General features: G+C 44.0%; 18 protein-coding genes. 4 read left to right on the plus strand and 14 right to left on the minus strand.

Translation table 11 applies throughout. The features are described 5' to 3' along the window. Positions 1-4: 4 nt before the first annotated feature. The 3 genes from JO154_RS24600 to JO154_RS24610 all read right to left on the minus strand — a co-directional run bounded on the left by JO154_RS24600 (position 5) and on the right by JO154_RS24610 (position 5,081). The gene (locus JO154_RS24600; RefSeq protein ID WP_291951197.1) at positions 5-763 is read right to left on the minus strand and encodes a response regulator transcription factor; all 759 of its coding nucleotides are present in this window, start codon (positions 761-763) and stop codon (positions 5-7) included. Between the two features lie 305 nt (positions 764-1,068). Beyond that, the gene (locus JO154_RS24605; RefSeq protein WP_291951200.1) at positions 1,069-2,505 is read right to left on the minus strand and encodes an alpha-L-fucosidase; all 1,437 of its coding nucleotides are present in this window, start codon (positions 2,503-2,505) and stop codon (positions 1,069-1,071) included. 2 nt (positions 2,506-2,507) lie between these two features. Continuing rightward, on the minus strand, positions 2,508-5,081 hold the full coding sequence (locus tag JO154_RS24610; RefSeq protein ID WP_291951204.1) for a glycoside hydrolase family 2 protein: 2,574 nt from the start codon (positions 5,079-5,081) through the stop codon (positions 2,508-2,510). A 75-nt stretch (positions 5,082-5,156) separates the two neighbouring features. On the opposite strand from JO154_RS24610, the gene JO154_RS26570 reads away from it, so the two are divergent. Beyond that, a complete protein-coding gene (locus JO154_RS26570) occupies positions 5,157-5,327 on the plus strand; it encodes a DUF6728 family protein (RefSeq protein ID WP_366935600.1) in 171 nt (56 codons plus the stop codon). A 211-nt stretch (positions 5,328-5,538) separates the two neighbouring features. Here the strand turns inward: JO154_RS26570 and lpxB are convergent, their stop codons facing one another. The 7 genes from lpxB to JO154_RS24645 form a co-directional block, all read right to left on the minus strand. Then, positions 5,539-6,642: a lipid-A-disaccharide synthase gene (gene lpxB, locus JO154_RS24615; RefSeq protein WP_291951207.1), complete on the minus strand. Its 1,104-nt coding sequence runs from the start codon at positions 6,640-6,642 to the stop codon at positions 5,539-5,541. An 18-nt stretch (positions 6,643-6,660) separates the two neighbouring features. Next, positions 6,661-6,960, minus strand: coding sequence for a hypothetical protein (locus tag JO154_RS24620; RefSeq protein ID WP_291951210.1), 300 nt, complete (start codon positions 6,958-6,960; stop codon positions 6,661-6,663). A gap of 42 nt (positions 6,961-7,002) precedes the next feature. Beyond that, positions 7,003-7,779 carry a 5'/3'-nucleotidase SurE gene (gene surE / locus JO154_RS24625; RefSeq protein WP_291951213.1) on the minus strand — a complete coding sequence of 259 codons (777 nt, stop codon included), beginning with the start codon at positions 7,777-7,779 and terminating at the stop codon, positions 7,003-7,005. 83 nt (positions 7,780-7,862) lie between these two features. Next, positions 7,863-8,651, minus strand: coding sequence for an ABC transporter permease (locus JO154_RS24630; RefSeq protein WP_291951216.1), 789 nt, complete (start codon positions 8,649-8,651; stop codon positions 7,863-7,865). Further along, positions 8,648-9,544, minus strand: a complete 897-nt coding sequence (locus tag JO154_RS24635) for an ATP-binding cassette domain-containing protein (RefSeq protein WP_291951220.1) — start codon at positions 9,542-9,544, stop codon at positions 8,648-8,650. The genes JO154_RS24630 and JO154_RS24635 overlap by 4 nt, the downstream gene beginning before the upstream one ends. Positions 9,545-9,551: 7 nt before the next feature. Next, a complete protein-coding gene (locus JO154_RS24640; RefSeq protein ID WP_291951222.1) occupies positions 9,552-11,951 on the minus strand; it encodes a 3-hydroxyacyl-CoA dehydrogenase/enoyl-CoA hydratase family protein in 2,400 nt (799 codons plus the stop codon). Between the two features lie 160 nt (positions 11,952-12,111). Further along, positions 12,112-12,969, minus strand: coding sequence for a helix-turn-helix transcriptional regulator (locus tag JO154_RS24645; protein WP_291951225.1), 858 nt, complete (start codon positions 12,967-12,969; stop codon positions 12,112-12,114). 129 nt (positions 12,970-13,098) lie between these two features. Between JO154_RS24645 and JO154_RS24650 the strand changes: the two genes are divergently transcribed. Then, positions 13,099-14,082 (plus strand): NADP-dependent oxidoreductase, encoded by a 984-nt coding sequence (locus JO154_RS24650; protein WP_291951228.1) that lies wholly within the window; start codon positions 13,099-13,101, stop codon positions 14,080-14,082. 117 nt (positions 14,083-14,199) lie between these two features. On the opposite strand, the gene metG is transcribed toward JO154_RS24650, so the two are convergent. Further along, positions 14,200-16,323, minus strand: a complete 2,124-nt coding sequence (metG, locus tag JO154_RS24655; RefSeq protein ID WP_291951231.1) for a methionine--tRNA ligase — start codon at positions 16,321-16,323, stop codon at positions 14,200-14,202. 133 nt (positions 16,324-16,456) lie between these two features. Here metG and JO154_RS24660 point away from each other — a divergent pair, with 133 nt between their 5' ends. Then, positions 16,457-17,371 carry an LD-carboxypeptidase gene (locus JO154_RS24660; RefSeq protein WP_291951234.1) on the plus strand — a complete coding sequence of 305 codons (915 nt, stop codon included), beginning with the start codon at positions 16,457-16,459 and terminating at the stop codon, positions 17,369-17,371. Here the strand turns inward: JO154_RS24660 and JO154_RS24665 are convergent. Beyond that, positions 17,368-18,180 carry a ThiF family adenylyltransferase gene (locus JO154_RS24665; RefSeq protein ID WP_291951236.1) on the minus strand — a complete coding sequence of 271 codons (813 nt, stop codon included), beginning with the start codon at positions 18,178-18,180 and terminating at the stop codon, positions 17,368-17,370. The two genes, JO154_RS24660 and JO154_RS24665, sit on opposite strands and share 4 nt — an antisense overlap. Positions 18,181-18,195: 15 nt before the next feature. Then, positions 18,196-19,437, minus strand: coding sequence for a HAMP domain-containing sensor histidine kinase (locus tag JO154_RS24670; protein WP_291951239.1), 1,242 nt, complete (start codon positions 19,435-19,437; stop codon positions 18,196-18,198). Between the two features lie 608 nt (positions 19,438-20,045). On the opposite strand from JO154_RS24670, the gene JO154_RS24675 reads away from it, so the two are divergent. Further along, a complete protein-coding gene (locus JO154_RS24675; RefSeq protein WP_291951242.1) occupies positions 20,046-20,597 on the plus strand; it encodes a YqgE/AlgH family protein in 552 nt (183 codons plus the stop codon). A gap of 548 nt (positions 20,598-21,145) precedes the next feature. Here JO154_RS24675 and atpC read toward each other — a convergent pair. Further along, entirely contained in the window at positions 21,146-21,406 is a 261-nt protein-coding gene (gene atpC, locus JO154_RS24680) for an ATP synthase F1 subunit epsilon (protein WP_291951245.1), read from the minus strand. Positions 21,407-21,456: the final 50 nt, after the last annotated feature.

Below are 21,456 nucleotides of genomic sequence, written 5' to 3' on the forward strand. Positions count from 1 at the left end.
GACTTTATAAGCGTAAGGGGTTCTCCAGTGGCACTGCAATTCTTTCTATTACCTTTCCTTCCGGCACTTTCAGTCGCAGACCCGCATTGTGATAGGTTTCTAATTCGAAACCATCTAGATACTCGCGGATTTGCTTCCTGACTTTGGTAACATACACATCCATACTGCGACTGTTCTGCGAATCATCTTTTCCCCAAACCTTGATCAGTAGTTCATCCCGTCGGATGATGACATTGGGCCGGCTGAAAAAATAGCGTATCACCTTCGCTTCCAGGGGGGATAATTTCCCTACCGGCAATTTGGTTCGGTTATCAAAAATTTTGAGCTTTCGGTAATGGAAGGTGTAGTCGTCGATGGAATGGCCTAGGAGCAGGTCTGAACGGATTGGTCTGGAATATTTTAAAAACACCAAGATCCGTTTCATCAATTCAGTAATGTTGAAAGGCTTCGTGAGATAGGTATCCCCGCCGATTTCAAAGGAGGTAATGCGGTCGTCAACGGCCGTTCGCTCCGCCGAAAAAAAGATAATACATACGAGGGTACTTTTATCTCTTATTTGCCGGGCCAGCTCAAAACCATTCATCCCGGGTAAAACGATGTCCAGTAAACAAACATCAAATCTTGTTTTCTGGAACAGTTTCCAGGCCTGCGCCCCGTTAGCGCAATGTTCCACCCGAAAACCAACTTCTTCCAGACGACGCTTGACTAAGCCACCAAAAATACGGTCGTCTTCCACCAACAAAATACGAGGGTTCTTATTCATGATTTAATGCGGGGGTCTTATTCACATTACTAATCCTTGCAAATACTAATTCCTTCGTCTAATATGGTTATTCCTCAAAATCTCCACTTCTGCAATTTTTATAAAATTCCTGTCAGTTGCGGTTAATCAATCGTTAATCTGAATAATAAATTAACTCAAAATGGTATCATTTTAACTCTAAGATTATCAATGGCCTATCGTAACGTCTATCCGGGGCTTTATTATATCTACGTAAAAAAACAAAAAAAAGACTGGCAGGGTCCCCTACCAGTCTTTTATATTTATTAACATCAATTCACATAAATTCACACTTTATCCACAGCAGAAATACGAATCGCCAGGGCATGTTTTAAACCTTTACCCTGAGCGGATGTAGGAATGTTAATAACGGTACTTCCGTCTTTCGTTTTCCACACCAGCTTACCAGCAGCGCCGAGGATTTCCACACGTGCATTTTTAGCAGGAGTAAGTCCTTTGAAGGAGATAGTAGCCGGTAGTTTTTCCTGCTCATCCAGCAAGTAAATAGCATATACGCTACCATCTTTCTTGCGGGTGAAGCAAACCTTGCCGTCCTTGTAAGGAGCGACAGCACGGGTACCGTAAATAGCTTCCCCGTTCAGATGCATCCACTCTCCTATTCCTTTCATGGTGGTATAAGCCTCATCGTGCAGCTCTCCATCAGGGCCAGGGCCCACATTCAGCAGGTAGTTACCACCTTTGGCAACGATATCAACCAAGTTGTGGATAATAGTATTTACAGATTTATACTTGTCGTTTGGTGCATAAGACCAGGAACTAGCCATGGTCATGCAGGTTTCCCAAGGATAGCTCAGTGGCTTATCAGGAATCTGCTGCTCCGGCGTACGGTAGTTTTCATATTGTCCATGTACGCTACGATCCACTACAATCAGGCCTGGTTGGTGACTACGAGCCATAGATGCGATCTTAGGCATATCTATATCCTGATCCTGTGGGAGCGTTTTGCTCCAAGACAGCGATTCTTTCGTCTGGTGCGTCAACGGACGTACCCAACCTCCGTCCAGCCAGAGGATATCCAGTTTACCGTATTCCGTCATCAGTTCTTCAATCTGATTGTAGGTATACTGCTTGAACTTATTCCATCTTTCAGGATATGTTTTCAGATCGTAGTTCACGTTTCTGTCTTTTGGTGGGAAGTAGCTCCACCAGTAGTATTCTGTGTGCCAGTCAGGTTTGGAGAAGTAAGCGCCTGCGTGAACGCCGGCTTTACGGAATGCTTCAAACACTTCTTTGGCAATATTAGCGCGTGGATTTTTGCTGAATGCCACACCTGGCGCCGTAACACGGTAATCGGTCTGTTTGGTATCAAACATACAGTAACCGTCGTGGTGCTTAGTAGTGAAAACGAGGTACTTCATACCCGCGTCTGCGGCAGCTTTCGCCCAATGCTCCGGATTAAATTTCACTGGATTAAAAGTTTTACCCAGTGCTTCATATTTCTGCAGGTAGTCGTAATAAGGAATACCAGCGGGTTTGCGCTGACACCAGCCTTCATCTTCGGGACAGATGCTCCAAGATTCCACTACTCCCCATTGGGAATAAGGCCCCCAGTGAATCAACATACCGAATTTCCAGTCCTGCCACTCATCCAGTTTCTGTTGTACCGCCTTGTCAGGCTCTGGAACATAAGGCAACTCCTCGTGCTGGGCCTGGGCTGAAAGTCCCGCCAAAGCCAAACCGGCTGCCATTAAAAGTTTACGCATAGTCAGTGATTATAAGAATCTATCAAAGTAGTTTTTCTCAAATGCTGTTGTACATCTGCTGCACTACGTGCTGTGCGCAGAATGATGGTTCTTTCTTCGCCTGGTAATAGGTCGAAAAAGTTATCGCTAAAATGTTCATCTGAGGCATCGTCCAGGGAAATGTATACGTTCCTGGCCAATTGCGTTGTTTTTACTAGCACCTTTACCTCTCCCACTGCTCCCGGTTGGCAACGGATAGTCAGTTGTGGATCGGTTAAATTAATATCTTTCGCAGTTGCAAAGTAATACAGATTAGGATTCAGAACATTATCGTTAATTATCAATTGCGAATAGAATATTACCTCATTCCGCTGTTTTCCTTTCAACAGTTCATTCACAGGAACACTATTTACTCGCACACTACGATCATCCTGCAATTGATATTTATTGATATTTTTCTCCCAAATAGTATTTCCTTGTAAGTCTACTGCTTTCATTTTGATAACAGTATTACCACGTTGAAATGCATCTGTAATGAGATACGTGTTCAACTGACCATTTTCTTCCACTGTAGAGGTGATAACGGGTTCAAAGGCGCGCTTGGCATAGTATTGCAGTGCTTTCCATCGACCGTAATAATCACGCCCTGACCAAGACGGACCAGGCCAGCAGTCGTTCAACTGCCAGTACAACGTCCCCATACAATAAGGCATATTCCTGCGATGCGCTTCTATGGCCATTTTCATCCCTTCCGCTTGTAATACCTGGCTGAGGTATACAAAAGCCGGGAAATCCACCGGTGTACGGTAATAATGATCCATATAAATTTTGATAGCCGTATTACCTTTCGCGGGACTCTTCTGATGTGATTGCATCACATTGGAGAAAATATTGTAATCGGCTTTGGTAGCAAAGCTGTCGATCGTTTCCATCGCGGGGAACGACTGAAAGCCGTATTCACTCATGAATCGAGGGATATGTGTGTTAAAAGCTTCAAACCATTCCATACCGTGCCAGATGCCCCAGTAGTGGTTATCCCCTTTGGTGAAGTCTTCCTTCGTTCCCCAGTTGGAGATAGGAGACGAGTGGAAATAGAATCGCCCTGGATCATTCTCCTGTACTGCTTTTGGCAACACTTCTTTAAACAATTTATTGTAGCCCGCGATCATGTGCTCATACTGATTATTCGTATAGGCGTAACCGTTCTGCCATCCCCAGTTTTTGATAGCCACTGCCACCTCATTGTTGCCACACCACAATGCCAATGCAGGATGGTGTTTCAGCCTGTTGATATTAGCTGTAGCTTCTTTGGCAGCATTATCCAGGAATGCTGGATCCCATGGATATAACGTACACGCATACATGAAATCTTGCCACACCAATATTCCTGTAACATCCGCCAGGTCATAGAACTGGTCGTCTTCATAAATTCCTCCTCCCCACACACGTACCATATTAAAATGGCTTTCCTGCATATCGTTAAACAGTTGTGCATATTTTTCTTTTGTTACACGCGGCAGGAAATTATCCTGGGGAATATAATTGGCGCCTTTCATGAATACGGGGCGGCCATTGACTTTCACGTAAAAACTTTCACCCAGACTATCGGGTTTATTCACCACTTCGATGGTACGCAGACCAATATTTTTCTCTGTAAAAGCAATATCCTGTTGTTCATCGAACAACTTCACTTTCACTTGATACAAATTTTGCGCTCCCATGCCATTAGGCCACCAGAGCTGTGGTTGCTTAATTGTCAGTGGTACATTTATTTCATTGATACCTTTTTTTAGTATAGCCGGCACCGTTATACTTGTTACCGGTTTTCTATTCCACACGGCCACTACGTTCAGCTTGTAATTTCCTGCCACAGCAGCTTCCACGGTGATTGTATTTTTCACTAAGGCCACACCAGGTTTAATATCCTGTTGAAATGCCATATCGCGGATAGTCGCTTTATTCCAGGCATGCAGTATCACTGGACGCCAGATGCCACTGGTTACCAATCTTGGCCCCCAATCCCAACCATAGTGATAAGGCGCTTTGCGCGCGTATACGCTCAAAGGAATATCACTGGCGTCATTGCCTGCAGGATAGATCAGGCTATCCTTTAAGAACAACGGCATATCATGCTTGATAGGGCTTTCCAGCGTTATTTGCAGCTCATTTTTACCTGGATGGAGATATTTTTTCACCTCCGCTTTCCAGGGGATGAACATATTATTTGTAGTAAGAATCAATTGATGATTTAGGTAGACACGGGCATACGTATCTAATCCGTTGAACTCCAGTTCTAGCATGTCCTTTTGGAGCATGTCCTGCGACACATCGAAACTACAGCGGTACAACCAGTCTTTTTTATCCACCCATTGTACGGCTTTTTCATTTGTCCCTTTAAATGGGTCAGGTATGAGTTGCTGTGCCATCAGGTCTGTATGTACTGTACCAGGAACGGTTGCAGCACGCCAGATCTGTTCATCTGCCCTTGCAAATTCCCAGCCGCGATTTATCTCAATATTTTGTGAGTAAATCGATTTAGTAAAACATGTTAAAAAAAAGATCACCAGCAACCTGCGACCTATCAGTTTCATTTTCATACGAGTGGTTTGGATAGGTTCAAAAATAACAATCTCAGAGAGAATCGGAAATAATACTTTTCCGATCTTTACAGTATGAAAAGCATCTGGCAACAAATACTAAGATATCTCTATATAGGAAAGAAGGACCCTAATGCACCGAAAACGAGCTATGTGGCAATGATGCACGGGATGAACCGCATCAGCATATTGCTGTTTATCATTGCAATTATAATAATGATTATTCGATTAATCAGAAGGCATTAACGCGGATTGTTCACGCAAAGGGCGCAAAGAAGCAAAGGGCGCAAAGGATTATTTTTCATTGTTTGATGATGTTTTGTTGTATTAGTCATAAAGAAAGCTATACTAATTTCAATCTATAAAATACAGATAACAAGTATCATAAATGACCTTTGCGGCCTAAAACAACAAAACACCATCTTTATTTTTCTTTGCGCCTTTGCGAGCCAATTTTTTAGCTACGTGCAAAATCATAAATTACTTCTGCCGCCCGATGGCTGGCATCTTTCTCACCCAGTTTATGCCAAAGCGCGGCATAGTCGGTAGATAGCTCTTTCCGACGGTTATCATCCTTCAATAAGGCAGTGAGTTCCTTCAGCAGATTCGCCTCGGTAAGGTCGTTCTGGATGAGTTCTTTCACCACCAGTTTGTCCATGACGAGGTTGACTAGGGAGATATATTTTACTTTAATCAAATTTTTCGCAAGAATATAGGAAACCGGATTTCCTTTATAGCAAACGATTTCAGGCACGCCAAATAAAGCTGTTTCCAGGGTGGCGGTACCAGATGTCACCAGTGCAGCAGTAGCCTGACGCAACAGTGGATAAGTTTTTCCTTTCACCATGGATACATTGGGATGTTCTCCAGTGAGGCTTTGCAGGAAATCGTCGTCCAGGCTAGGGGCCTGGGCAACAATAAACTGATATTCAGGAAAATGTTTGGCCATTGTCAGCATGATAGGCAATTTCACACTGACTTCCTGTTTGCGGCTGCCTGGCAGCACAGCAATGATAGGCTTATTGGCCAATGGCGCATCTGCGGGTTTGGATTTTTCTGCCTTTATCACCTCCACTAGGGGATGACCGACATATTCCACCTCATAGTTCCATTTATGGTAAAATTCCTGCTCAAAAGGCAGGATACAGAGCATTTTATCTACTGTACGTCTGATCTTTTTAACACGATTTTCTTTCCAAGCCCATACTTGTGGAGAAATATAGTACACTACTTTGTAGCCCTGGGTTTTGGCCCATTCAGCAATGCGCATATTGAAACCGGGATAATCCACTAGCACCAGCACATCAGGTTTGAAAGCATCAATATCTTTCTTACAGGTATCGATATTGCGAAGGATGGTGCGCAGGTTCATCAATACTTCCACAAAGCCCATAAAAGCCAGTTCCTTGTAATGCTTTACAATGTTGGCTCCGGCGGCTTCCATCATATCGCCACCCCAGCCACGTATATTCGCGCTGGTATCCTGTTTCTTCAATTGTTTTATCAGGTTGCTACCGTGTAAATCCCCTGAAGCCTCTCCCGCAATAATGTAATATTTCAATCTGGTGTCTGTTAAAAATTATCTGATCAATTTCATCAGCAATATGGCAATCGCATACAGCATGGTTACCAGGAAAATGCCTTTGGCGGTTACGTCTTTCCTGACACGAGTGTAAAGATAAAACACAAGTCCGTTTAACAGCAGGCAAATACTGGTTAATTTGGGTATCAGGTGATAGTTTCCTTTCAGTTCACTGAGGAATTGAAAAAAGTCTATATGCGATGGACGCACTGCTAGTAGATAGTACAGAAAAAATGCAAAGACGGGCGTCAGCAGTCCTAGCATGATCCCTAATGGTAAATTGTCTTTCTTAAACATAGCATATTTATAATGGCGATAAAATGAAATCCAGTCTGATTGCTAAAAATCCTTCCACTTTTCTTCCAGTTCTTTTTTCAACTTGTAGTTGGTCAGATCAAACTGAACCGGAACCAGTGAAGCATAATTGTTTTCCAGTGCCCATACATCGGTATCCTCGCCTGCATCGCGGTTTTTGAATTCGCCGGTCAGCCAGTAGTATTTTTTGCCGTGAGGATCTCTGCGTTCATCAAATTCTTCCACCCATTTGGCATCTGCCTGTCGGCAGATCTTAATGCCTTTAAAGTCTTTCTCCTCCACAATGGGGATATTGACATTAAACAGGGTACCTGCCGGCAAGTTATTGCGCAGCATACGTTCGGTTATGTCTCGTGCTACCTTCGCAGGCAGGGAGAAATCGGCCTTATAGTCATATTCCAGGAATGAGAACCCAGCAGATGGAATTCCTTCAATAGCGGCTTCCATTGCAGCGGACATCGTTCCGGAGTAAATTACATTAATTGAATGATTAGCGCCATGATTGATACCGCTCACGCAGATATCGGGTTTACGGCCCAGGATTTTATCTCTCGCCAGTTTCACACAGTCGACAGGCGTACCGGAACACTGCCAGGCTTCCACACCTTCAAAGATTTCCACCTGGTTTAAGCGCAGTGGCACTCCAATGGTGATAGCGTGCCCCATGCCCGATTGTGGGCTGTCTGGCGCTACTACCACCACTCTACCCAGCGGGCGTACTGCTTCTATCAGCGCACGGATGCCCGGAGCGGTGATACCATCATCGTTTGTTACCAGTATGAGTTTTTCCTGTTCAGCCATAATTCACTTTTTTACATTCTTCACAAATTTACGCGCTATCCGATACATTTTGTTTTAAAAGAATGTAAAATATATTGATTCATTTATAGATCTGTGCGCGTTACTTTCCTGAAAATCAGCCAGATACCCAAAGCGATATACCCTATCATAGCGAGGATATACACATAAGTATCGTAAGCAGGACCAAAACCAGCGATATTTGACGCCATTTTGGTACCTGGGAATGGTAATAGTTCATCCCCCGCCTGTAAGGGCAATAAGCCACCAATATCACCGACGTATCTTTTCAGCAGGAATACCAGCATTTGTTCAATCATCATAACATATGCGAAATATATCACGATGCTTAAACCTGATCGTTTTACAAATACGGCGATCAGTAAGGCAATCATCAGTTGTACCATTACCTGCATAAAGTAATAGAAAACATACCTGAATCCTTCTATAGAAAATGATTTGCTGCCATAAATAGTACCAATGAACATTCCAATGAGTGCCACTATTACCAGTGATAAAACAGCCAGTTTCATTACCCAGTATAGTTTTGCCACCAGGAAGTCTTTACGTTCCCAGCCATCAATGATATTCTGGCGATTGGTACGGAAAGTATACTCGTTGGTAACGATGATAATCAGCAATATTCCATATAAACCGGAAATAAAACTGGAAACACAAGCAACCGTCTGCCATACATCCGGGAAGCTAAAAGGGCCGCCCAGTAATAGCTGTGCTTGTTTTAACTCTTTGCTGCTGATGATTTCAGCGACGATATAATTTCCTGCAATTGGTAATAATACAGACAGGATTAAGATCACCCAGAAGGTACGGTAGTATTTTAATTTAAGCCATTCGGCAAGAATGATTTGTTTCATGAGGCAACGGTATGGGTGATTTCCAGGAATGCAGTTTCGAGCGATTTTTTACGCAATTGTAAATGTTTGAGCCATACGCCATGATTGGCGCACCAGCCGTTGATGGCGGCGGGATCGGGAATTGTCGCAAAGGAAGCGATGACCTTATCGTTGTTGATAACGGCACTGGTACAACCGGGATATTGCAGCATCAATTTCACCAGTTCCTCATTGTTGCCTGCTGCTAGTTCCACGAAATCCGTGCGTTGGATCACTTCATTCACCGATCCGGATAAAAGCAGCTTCCCTTTTTGCAGGATGGCCACATGGGTACATACTTTTTCTACTTCATCCAACAGGTGACTGGCGAGAATAATTGTTTTTCCCACTTTGGCCATGTCGTGGATGAGAGCGCGCACTTCGGCGATCCCAGCGGGGTCCAGGCCATTGGTAGGTTCATCCAAGATGAGTACATCCGGATCTCCCAATAATGCGGAAGCTATGGCCAGGCGCTGTTTCATCCCGAGGGAATAGGTTTTGAATGCGTTATCTCTGCGATCATAGAGGCCGCACACTTTCAGTACGCGTTCAATATCCTCTTTTCCGCGTTGCTTGATGGATGCGGAGATTTCCAGATTTTTCCAGGCGCTGAGATAATGATAGAAATTAGGGGTTTCTAGCAGGGTACCTATTTTACGCCTTTGTACGGCAGTAGCGGCAGTACCGAACAGTTGAAAACTGCCTTCATCGGCTTTCAGGACATCGGTTACGATGCCCAGTAGGGTTGTTTTTCCGCTACCATTAGGGCCCAAAACTCCGAAGACGCTGCCGGGTGGAACATCAAATGATACACCGGACAGCGCCTGGATGGCACCATACCTTTTGGAGATGCCTTGTAAGGATAATATAGACATAGGTTTATTAGTTCCGGACTGGTTTGCCGGTTTTAATGACGCTTTGTAATCTTTCTAGGGTTTTGCGTTCTCCACAAAGACTCAGGAATGCTTCGCGTTCCAGGTCCAGCAGGTATTGCTCGCTTACAAATGCAGGCTCGGTCAGATCTCCGCCACACATTACGTAAGCCAGTTTCTGCGCTACTTTCTCATCATGTTCAGAAATATAGTTTCCGAACTTCATCGCGTATATCCCTGCCAGTAATGCTCCCAGTGCACTGCGGCCCATTACTTTGATGTCAGTTCTTTCCACTGGTTTGGTGTAGCCTTCATCTGCCAATGCAATCACACTACGTTTCGCATCTGCAATCAAACGGCCAGGATTCATGGTAACTTCATCATGACCTTTGCGCAAGACCCCCATATCAAAACCTTCAAAACCAGAAGTAGCTACTTTAGCGGTGGCTACGGTCATGAAATAATCTTTCAGTGGTTCTTCTTCAATGCGTCCTTCTTTGAATTCGAGGCTGGCGCGAAGGGTCATTTCTTTGGTGCCGCCACCGCCAGGAATCAAGCCTACGCCTAGTTCTACCAAACCGATATAAGTTTCGGCTGCTGCCTGTACTTTATCAGCATGTAGTGCCATTTCGCAACCACCGCCGAGTGTGAGCGCATGCGGCGCTACAACAACGGGTATGCTGGAATAACGCAAACGCATAGTGGAACGTTGGAACAACCTTATGGCCATATCCAGCTCGTCAAACTCTTGCTCTGCGGCCATCATGAAAATCATTCCTACATTGGCTCCTGCGGAGAAATTAGCGCCATCATTGGCCACTACGAGTCCGCGGAAATCTTTCTCTGCGCGGTCTACCGCCTTGTTCAGGCCTTCTAGCACTTCCCCGCCAATGGTGTTCATTTTTGTTTGCCAATCGAAGCACACTACGCCATCGCCGATGTCCACCAATCTGCTCGCACTATTTTTCCAGATCACATTACTGGAGTAGTTTTCGAGGATGATGAACGCGCCTTCACCAGGCAGTGTTTTATAGGCTTGGGAAGCAATATCGTAGTAGAATTTTTTACCGTTTTCAACTTTATAGAAAGACGTGATTCCCTTTGCCAGCATATCTTTCACCCAGCTCGCAACTGTAAGGCCTTTCTCTTCCAACTGTTTGGTACAAGCTTCCACCCCGAGGAGATCCCAGCTTTCGAAAGGTCCTATTTCCCATCCGAAGCCCGCTTTCATGGCATCATCCACCTTATACAGATCATTCGCTATTTCAGGAATACGATGAGAAACGTAAGAAAACAGGTAGGCATGGAATTGTTGATAGAACTGTCCGGCCTTATCTGTAGCGGCAGCCAGCACTTTCAATCGCTGTTTGAGATCTTCAATTGGCTTGGCGGCGTCAATACTGCCAAATCTCGCTTTCTGCTTAGGACCATATTCCATGGTTTGCAGGTTCAGCGTGAGGATTTCTTTACCACCAGGACCGGTGGTTTTCTTATAGAAACCTTGGCCGGTCTTATCTCCCAGCCAGTTGTTATCCACCACTTTCTGGAGGAAATCAGGAATTTTGAAGATAGATATCGCTTCATCATCTGGACAGTTTTCCAGCACGCCTTTCGCTACTTTCACGAGGGTATCGATTCCTACTACGTCGGCGGTGCGGAAAGTGGCCGATTTAGGGCGACCAATTACAGGCCCTGTCAGCGCATCTATCTCATCTATACCCAGTCCCATTTCCTGCATGATATGGAAAATAGCCATGATAGAGTACACCCCAACACGGTTGGCGATAAATGCAGGTGTATCCTTACAGAGAACGGTTGTCTTCCCGAGATATAAATCTCCGTATTCCATCAGAAAATCGATCACTGTAGGATCTGTATGAGGAGTAGGAATTATTTCGAGCAAACGCAGGTAGCGAGGAGGATTGAAAAAGTGGGTACCGCAGAAATGTTTCTGGAAATCTTCGCTACGTCCTTCCGCCATCAGGTGAATAGGAATACCGGAAGTATTGGAGGTAATCAGCGTACCTGGTTTGCGGAACTGTTCTACCTGTTCGAAAACTATTTTCTTAACAGCCAGGTTTTCCACCACTACTTCTATGATCCAGTCGCATTCTGCAATGCGCTTCATATCATCCGTGAAGTTCCCTGTTTTGATATTTTTGATCACATCTTTTGTGAAAACAGGCGATGGGTTTGATTTAACAGCTGCTTGGAGGGCGTCATTCACAATTCGATTCTTCACAGCAGGACTATCCAATGTGAGGTTTTTCTTCTTCTCTGCATCATTCAGTTCTTTCGGTGCTATATCAAGCAGCAGTACCTGAACGCCAATACCTGCGAAATGGCAGGCAATCCTTGAACCCATAACCCCAGAGCCCAGTACGGCTACTTTATTGATGTGTCTTTGCATATTACGGCCAGCTTTAATCTGTTAGTGAATACAAACAATATTTTTAGATTCTTGAATTTAGGATTTTTTGGGGGATAAAAGTAAGTGAGGATGTTAAAAAATCCAGTATTTATCTTGCTCCCGGGCATACCCCAACCATCTTTGTTCTATTGGCAAAAGCTCAGGCCGGATGACCAGTGGCTATAGCACTATTCCGGATGGCAGACATACCTTTGTTGTAAAAGCGTTTCATCATTTTATTGAGATGGCTGCTGTCTGTAAAGCCCAGGTCGTATGCGATCTCCTTAAATGGAATATCCGTGTATAATGCTTTGGCTTCTGCCAGTTTCAGCTTGGATTTCAAGATAAATTCCTGGTAGGTTTCGTGTGCGTTACGTTTGAAGTATTCGCTGAAATAGCTGGTTGATATGTGAAAACGTTCTGCTAGATATTGTGGAGAGATCATCTCTTCATCGAGCAGATGATATTGGATGTGCAACAGCATATCCGCGAATTTCTTTTCTTCGTATAGGGGTTGGGGTGATATGGCGGCAGCCACGTTGCGGGCAATCAGTTCCAGCACGGTAATCATCGTGGCCTGTATGATGCGGCGAGTATGGGAATCGTTGCGCTTATTTTCTATCATCAGGAACTGTAACTGCTGTACAAGATGCTGCTTATCCAGTGGATCCTGGATTAATTCACCCGGCAGCCGGTTATAATTGCCGATAATGAAATTGAGCCGGCAAAACCATTTGCCGAAGTCAATTACACAATCTTCCTCACTGGAAAAGTAGGTAGCTGTAAAACGGATAAACAGGAAAGTAGTTTTTTCCGCGATTTTATAGGTATGGCAATCAGAGGCAGGTAAGAGGAAGATACTACCCTCCCTATAAGGGATCTGGCTATAATTGACACACTGTTCTCCACTCCCTTCGAGAATATATACCAATTCAAAGAAGTTATTTCTGCGGTTCCTTTTTTCCCAGTAATCCAGTGTTTCCAGACTGATATTGAAAGGGGCATGTACTTTTTCCATACTGCTAATTTACTTATTCAAACGCTCTCTCCATTGGGGCATCCCATCTCGTTACTGTTATTCCCGTTTTGCTTACCGCTCCACCAGTTATCGGCCAGCTACCTTTGACAGCATTAAAATTTTCCCAAAATGAAAGCAATTGTTTTAGAAAAACTCGATCCAACTGCTACGCTGGAATTAACTGAAACAGCCATTCCCGAAATAGCCCCTGATGAAGTGCTGGTAAAGACACATGCCCTGGCTATTAACCCGGTAGATTATAAAACACTAGAAGACTATACCATAGTGCGTGATGGGGAGCGGCTACGTGCCAGCGCGGCGCCGGCATTTGACGGCGTTTCACCGATTATCCTGGGTTGGGACCTTGCCGGCGTCGTAACAGCAGTTGGTAATAATGTGACCAAATTCAAAGTCGGCGATGCGGTATTTGGTATGGTACATTTCCCTGGTCACGGTAAAGCATATGCGGAATATGTAGCTGCACCGGCAGCGCATCTGGCTTTGAAGCCAGCACAGGTGAGCTTTGAAGTTGCCGCGGGCGCCACGTTGGCGGCGGTTACCGCCTGGCAGTGCCTTACAACGCATTATACCGTTAGGCCAGGAGATCGTATCTTGGTCACTGCACCCACAGGCGGCGTAGGGCATTATGCCGTGCAAATGGCCAAACACCTAGGAGCTTACGTTATCGCGCTGACCAATCCGGCCAATGCTGCACTGGCAAAAGAACTGGGCGCCGATGAAATATTGGAATATGCCACCTTCGATACGGATACTGCGGCTCCATTGCAGTTGGACCTGGTGGTGGATGCTGGTGGCCGCAATCCTGCCACCTGGTTCTCCCGACACCTGAAACCAGGCTCCCCTCTTTTTTATCTCCCATCCCGTCTGACCGCCCATCAGGAGCAACTTTACAAGGAGCAAGGACTCAACGCCACTTTCAAAATGGTAACATCTACTGAAAGCGACATTGAAGATATCGCCAGACTGTTACAGGATGGCAGTGTGACTACCACCATCGACAGTATATTTCCTTTTACAGCTATGAAAGCCGCCTTTGCTGAACAACAGAAAGGTACTACTCGAGGAAAGATTATTATCAGTATGCCAGTATAAAAAATCCGCTGAAAATGCGCTATAACAGTACATTTTCAGCGGATTAACCATTAAAAAAGGCTGACCAAAAAGTTTCTTTAACTTTTTAGTCAGCCTATATATTTATCTGGTAAGGAATCAACTTACACCACTACCAGCTTTCACTGCTTCGGATGGGTTGACAAATATGAGTTTACCGTTATCTTCCGCCATGAGGATCATACCCTGACTTTCAATACCACGCATTTTACGTGGGGCCAGGTTAGCCACGAGAGTTACCTGTTTGCCTACGATTTCTTCTGGTTTGAAGTGCATGGCGATACCGGAAACGACTGTACGTTGTTCAGAACCAATGTCTACCAATAATTTCAACAGTTTATCTGCTTTTTCGACTTTCTCTGCCTGAAGGATGGTACCTACGCGCAGATCCAATTTCGCGAAATCATCATACTGGATTTCTGGTTTAGCTGGAGCAGCAGGTTTTTCTGCTTCTACAGGTGCAGGAGCAGCGGCCGCATTGGCAACTTTGGATGCTTCCAATTTGGCCAATTGTGCCTGGATGGCTTCATCTTCAATTTTCTTGAAGAGCAGTTCAGGTTCACGCAATGTATAGCCCACGCTCAACAGTTTTGCAGATCCGGCATTTTCCCAATCCAGCATACGATCTACTACTTTCATCATATGCATCATTTTCTTCGCAGTAAATGGCAGGAATGGATTGATAAGGATTGCCAGGTTAGCAGTTAACTGAAGACAGATGTGCAGGCAGATATCAATACGCTGTTGCAGCATTTGTAAATCATCAGTAGTATACTTTTCCAGTACTTCACCTTTGTTCAACCTTTCAATTGCTTTCGCCAGAATCCATGGCTCATTGCGCTGCATGTATTGGTTACCTTTTGTAGAAAGGGCCATTACTTCTGACAATGCTTCCCTGAATTTATAAGCTTCCAGTGCTGCTTCTACTCTTTCTTTTGCTGCTGCAAATTCACTGATCATCTGACGATCATCGTCATTTACGAGATCTGCATGCAACACAGGTACTTTACCACCGCAGAGTTTGTGCATCAGCACCATGGTGCGGTTTACGAAGTTACCCAGGTTGGCAACTAATTCGCTGTTATTTCTGTCTTGGAAATCTTTCCAGGTGAAATCGTTATCCTTTGTTTCAGGAGCCGTGGCGGTGAGCACATAACGCAGTACATCCTGTTGATCAGGGAAATCCGCGATGTATTCATTTACCCATACTGCCCAGTTTCTGGAGGTAGATATTTTTTCACCTTCCAGGTTCAGGAATTCATTGGCAGGTACATTTTCCGGCAATACAAATCCACCGTGCGCTTTCAGCATAGATGGGAAAATAATGCAGTGGAAAACGATATTATCCTTACCGATGAAGTGTACCAGTTTGGTATCATCTTTACACCAGTAATCGGCCCAATTTTCGGTCAGTTCTTTGGTAGCGGAGATATAACCGATAGGTGCATCGAACCATACATACAAAACTTTACCTTCTGTATCTGGCAGTGGCACTTTAATACCCCAGTTACTATCGCGGGTCATGGCTCTGCTTTGCAGACCGGTGTCCAGCCAGCTTTTACACTGTCCGTATACGTTATTTTTCCAGTCTTTATGGCCTTCTACCAACCATTCTTTCAGCCATGGTTCATAGTTCTGCAGCGGCATGTACCAGTGTTTGGTTGTCTTTTTCACAAGAGCTGCATCGCTGAGAGCGGAATGCGGGTTGATCAGTTCATCTGGACTGAGGCTATTACCACATTTTTCGCATTGGTCGCCATATGCTTTATCGTTACCGCAATGAGGGCAGGTACCGATAATATAGCGATCCGCCAGGAACATATTGGCTTTAGGGTCGTAGAACTGTTCTGATTCTTTTTCCTCGAAAAGGCCATCATTGTACATTTTCAGGAAGAAATCAGCAGCCGTTTTATGGTGAACAGGATTGCTGGTACGGGAGAAGATATCGAAAGATATACCCATGGCAGCAAAACTATCTCCAATGATCTTATGATATCTGTCTACCACATCTTGCGGAGTAACATTCTCTTTCATCGCTTTGATGGTGATAGGCACGCCGTGTTCATCGGTACCGCAAACGAATTTCACGTCTGCTTTTTTAGCGCGGAGATAGCGCACGTAGATATCTGCTGGAATGTAACATCCTGCCAGGTGACCTATGTGAACAGGTCCATTGGCATACGGTAATGCCGCAGTTATTAAATATCTATTAAATTTTGCCATACTATCTTAAAGAATACTTAAATAAATTCTAATTATGACTGTGTTTTTGGAATAGCCGATACATTTCATCAACTTAGTCCGGGCGGACCGTCCAGAAAAACGGCCCAATCTTGCAAAGGTAAACAAAACTACAATGGTAAAAATTCCACCATATCTGAAAAAAGGTGATTTAATTGGCGTAACCTGCTCCAGTAGTAAAATGGAACTGGCAGCAGCGGAATATGCGGCAGAGGTATTGCGCTCCTGGGGGTTCCGGGTGCATTTAGGCATTACCGTTGGAACCAGTTTCCATAATTTCTCTGCCCCAGATGAACTCAGACTGGAAGAGCTGCAAGACATGCTGGATGATCCCGAAATCAAAGCCATCGTCTTTGGCCGTGGCGGCTACGGCATGGTTTGTATTTTAGACAAACTGGATTTCAAAAAATTCCGCAAACATCCCAAATGGCTCTGTGGCTACAGCGATGTGACCACTTTGCATTCACATATCCAGGAACGTTATGGTATCCCCACTATTCACTCCATGATGTGCAGCGGAATTACCGCAGACACCGTGGAAGATCCATATGTGCACAGCCTGGAACAAGTACTGAAAGGAAAAAAATACAGCTACAATACACCTAGTCATGAGCTCAACCGCGAAGGAAGTGCCTCCGGCATACTCGTAGGCGGTAATCTCTCCATACTAGCCAATGTTTCTGGCACGCCATCTCAGGTGAATACCAAAGGAAAAATTCTCCTACTGGAAGATATCGGCGAATACAGGTATAATGTAGACCGCTTAATGTACAACCTGAAAAGGGCCGGATGGCTGGATAAGCTGGCCGGACTAGTAGTTGGCAGTTTTACTGAAGGTAAAGAAAATAGTACTCCGTTCGGCCAGACTGAATATGAAATTATTCGCAATATGGTCAAGGAATATGATTACCCAGTATGCTTCAATTTCCCAATTGGTCATCAGGCAGAAAACTATGCCGTTAAGCTGGGTATGCAACATCACCTGAAAATAGGTGAGTCCAAAACCGTCCTGAAACTCCAGGAAGATTAATCCTCTACATCCGGAACGATTTCCAGTCCGTAGTCATCTGCGGACAGGAGGCCGTTTGCCTTGGTGGCAGCTATCAGTTCTTTGTTGGCAGTCAAATCGTGTACAGTAGTGGTATTGTGCAGATAATCGATACCATAGATTTTATTGGTTAGGCCGATAGGTACGTCTATCAAGTATTTGATCACATCCGTTACCATATGCATGCCCGTAGTACCGTGGGTAACACCTAATGCGCCTGCATCAAAATTGCGGTAATCGTCTGTGATATCCAGGGCACAACGATAAGAAGCAGAAACAGTACCGTCTAGCATGGGCATATTAAAACCGCCATACCAAGCCATCCAGTTATGTACTTCACCAATTACCAATGGTTTGTTATGTTGAATACAAGCGTCGTTTATCAGGAGATGCGAGCCATGATGCTGGGTACAGTCAATCACTATATCGAACCCATCTAACAGGTACGCCATTGTTTCAGGCTTTGCCTGTAAGAGGAAAGGGAAAGGTCTTGCAAATGGATTTACTCCATACAGTCGACTGGCAGCCATTTTCGCCTTATGTTTTTTCACATCCTGAACATGAAAAATAGGCTGACGGTGCATATCTTCGGCATTGATCACGCCATAATCTGCAATACCGATAATACCTATGCCACTAGCTCCCAGATATTGAATGACGGGGCTTCCCAAGCCGCCGGCGCCAATTACCAACACACGGGAGAGTTTCAGTTTTTCCTGCATAGCCATTCCGAAACCGGGTACGGCTATAGAATTTTTAAAGTGCTGTGTTTCCTTTTCACTTAAGATCATGCGCTATTCCTTTTACTATTCCTGTGGAAACTCGAGGGTAAATTTACTGCCTTTACCTACTACGCTTTCCACTTTGATTTTACCGTGATGAGCATCTACAATCGCTTTCACATAGCTAAGTCCAAGGCCGAAACCTTTTACATTGTGGACGTTGCCGGTATGTGCGCGGTAGAATTTCTCAAAGATACGCGAAATAGTATCTCTACTCATCCCAATACCATTGTCGGTAATGATGATGAATAAGCTTTTGCGAGTATTATAAGTGTTGATAGTGACTTCCAGGTTTTCTTTCGAATATTTGATGGCATTGTCCAGGAGGTTGAAAACCACGTTGGAGAAATGCACATCATCCGCCATGATTACAGGGTTTACTGCATTCAGTTGGAGATCCACCACACCATTTTTGTTAGCCAATTGCAACTGTAAGTTATCCACCGTATGTTGAATAACGTAATGCACATCCATTGCCTGTAGTTTCAGTCCGATTTCATCTTTCTCCAGGAGGGCAGATTGCAGGATAGTTTCCACCTGTTTATTCATGCGTTTATTTTCCTCCTTAATGATACCAGAGAAATAGCGGATTTTATCTTTATTATCCATCACCTTTTCATTTCCAATAGCGTCAATAGCCAGGGAAATGGTGGCCAGCGGCGTTTTCAGCTCATGGGTCATGTTATTGATGAAGTCTGATTTTATCTCCGACAATTTCTTTTGGTTCAACATCGTTCGGATGGTGAGTGCGAATGCCGTTATGATGATGAGGGTAAAACTGATCCCTCCTATTATCATGATGGTTAGTTGGCGAACTACTTCGTCCTGGGTAGGTGTAATCAGAAATAATTGTTCCGGATTGGGGCCGAGGTTTTCATCCAACATGATGACTTTCATCTTGTATTCCTTATTCTGCTGGAGCGAGTCGTGCGCAAGGATATTAAACAACTTCTGGAATCCGGGCGTTTGCATACGCCAGACGGCGGTCCCTATCCCTGCTACAGGTCCGGCAATAGCGAATTCAAAATGGTTGGTATCCAGTCGGTGGTTTTTCAGACTGTTGATGATCACCTTTTCAATTTCAGCGGGTGTAAAGCGATCGCTCACAAAAGAGCGTACCACTTGGGGTTTACCAAAATCGAACGATAGTCCACCATTCATTGGATCTGGTGAACTGGGGGATATTCGGAGGGCAACAGTAGTTCCTCTATGACTGATAAAGTATTCTCTTACCTCATTCACCACTTCAATGGCTCTTTGATCCAACTGTTTATTTTTGATTACAACAGCATTTTTTATCCAGTTAACCTGGATATAAATTATTCCAAAGAGTGACACGGTGATCAGAACAACAATAACAGGGAAAATTCGCTTCAACGGTATCATGCAAAAAATGAGTAAGACTTAAATTTAAATAAATCAGGAACTTTTAAACACACTAAAATTGTTAAAAAAGATGCTTGCTATAGCAACAATGATACAAAATTAGATAGTTATAAGAGCTTGTGTAGCCTCTGTCTACAATTCAATATTACTTTAACGTAATTTTAACGGCAAACTTCTGATTTTTGTATAGCATCTTTCCTTACCTTTGTTCTATCAAACTGGTACTAAATTTGCTTAGTTAAGTTTGACAAAAGCACAAGAAATTAAACTTTCTACATACATCGACGTGGATTCGTTCCATAAGCGATTTAGATTTTGGTTGATAAAATGGTAAGGAGGTTGTCTAGCCTCCTTTTTTTATGCCCTTCCCTATAGATTAAATTTTATCTACATATATAATTCCCTATCGAACTGCCTTTCTCGCAGTGAGTTTCTTTTTTATTATAGCAAACCCTTAAATTTATATAAGTGAATCAAAACGATAGATTATGACAGCATTGGCTCCCGGCGTGTTATTAATAGCAGATCCTTTTCTGAAGGACCCGAATTTTTCCCGCACAGTGGTGTTATTATGTGAGCATCAGGAGAAGGGGAGTTTTGGATTTGTATTGAATAAATTGTTTGATCAGCGTTTGGGCGAGTTAATTCCAGAGGTGATAATGGCAAATATTCCTGTATATGTAGGTGGGCCGGTGCAGATGGACACGATCCATTTTGTGCATCAGCAGCCAGAAATCATTAGCGGGGGACTGGAAATTTGTCCTGGTGTATTTTGGGGCGGGCATTTTGACAGTGTAGTAGCGAATATCAACCAGGGTAGAATAGACCTTGATAAGATTAAATTCTTCATTGGATATTCCGGTTGGAGCACTGGTCAACTGGACGAGGAGATGAAAGAGAAGTCATGGATCGTAACTGCTGCGCTGCCAACCTTGGTATTTGCGAAAGATGAGCAGCAAATCTGGCAGAATGCTTTAAAGAATATGGGTAGTAATTTCGCGATGATGGCGAATTTCCCGATTGATCCTTCCCTTAATTAATAAATATTTCCTGTTATTACTTTTTGCTTAGTGGGTGATTCCCAAACTAATATCTGTATTCTACAGTAGCGAGTGTATAATGTCTATAAAAATGAACAGGAATATATATGATTTTTTAAAACAAATTAAATATCTTGCTAAAGTAAGAATCAAGTGTAAGAGCGCGTTGTTACCCGTTTCAGGTAAAGAAAAACCGAATACCAATTCCTATGAAGGCGAAAATATTAACATGGAAAAGTAGTGCTCCTTCTCTGGCGACGCGCATTGTCGTGCATTTACCTGCATACCATTTATTAACAGCAAACACAATCAGTATCAGCAAATTCATTAGGTAATAATACACAGCCTTTAAAAGGGCTGCCCCGTTGGAGGGAATGCTATGGCGACTATTTCGTATAGCCGTTACCGTTGTATTTCCGAAGGCGGGGTGTTGGAGTCCCGCGGAGTAATCTTGCTATTGGCGGGTTTCTTCTAAGATTGGAATAGTTAGGACAAAAGAAAGGCCGGGTATTCTTACCCGGCCTAGTAAATTATGTCAACTGGTGGTATTATTTCTTCTCCAGTGCTGTGGCGCCTTCAACCAACACAGTGGCTTTATTGCGTAAAACTTCTACGAAACCGCCGCTGATCGTAAAGAATTCAGCATGCGTTTTATCCTTCAGCACTTTCATGTTACCATTTCCGAGCGCAGCAATGATCGGCGCATGTTTATCCAGTATTTCAAAAGAACCGTCGATACCTGGGAGTTGTACGCCGTACACCTCACCTGAGTATAACTTTCTTTCCGGTGTTAATACTTCTAATAGCATGAGAATAATCGTAAATGGTTAAATATATTGTATAATCCCCGCTGTGGCGG

This window comes from Chitinophaga sp. (genome assembly GCF_019236475.1).
In the GTDB taxonomy this organism is placed as follows: domain Bacteria; phylum Bacteroidota; class Bacteroidia; order Chitinophagales; family Chitinophagaceae; genus Chitinophaga.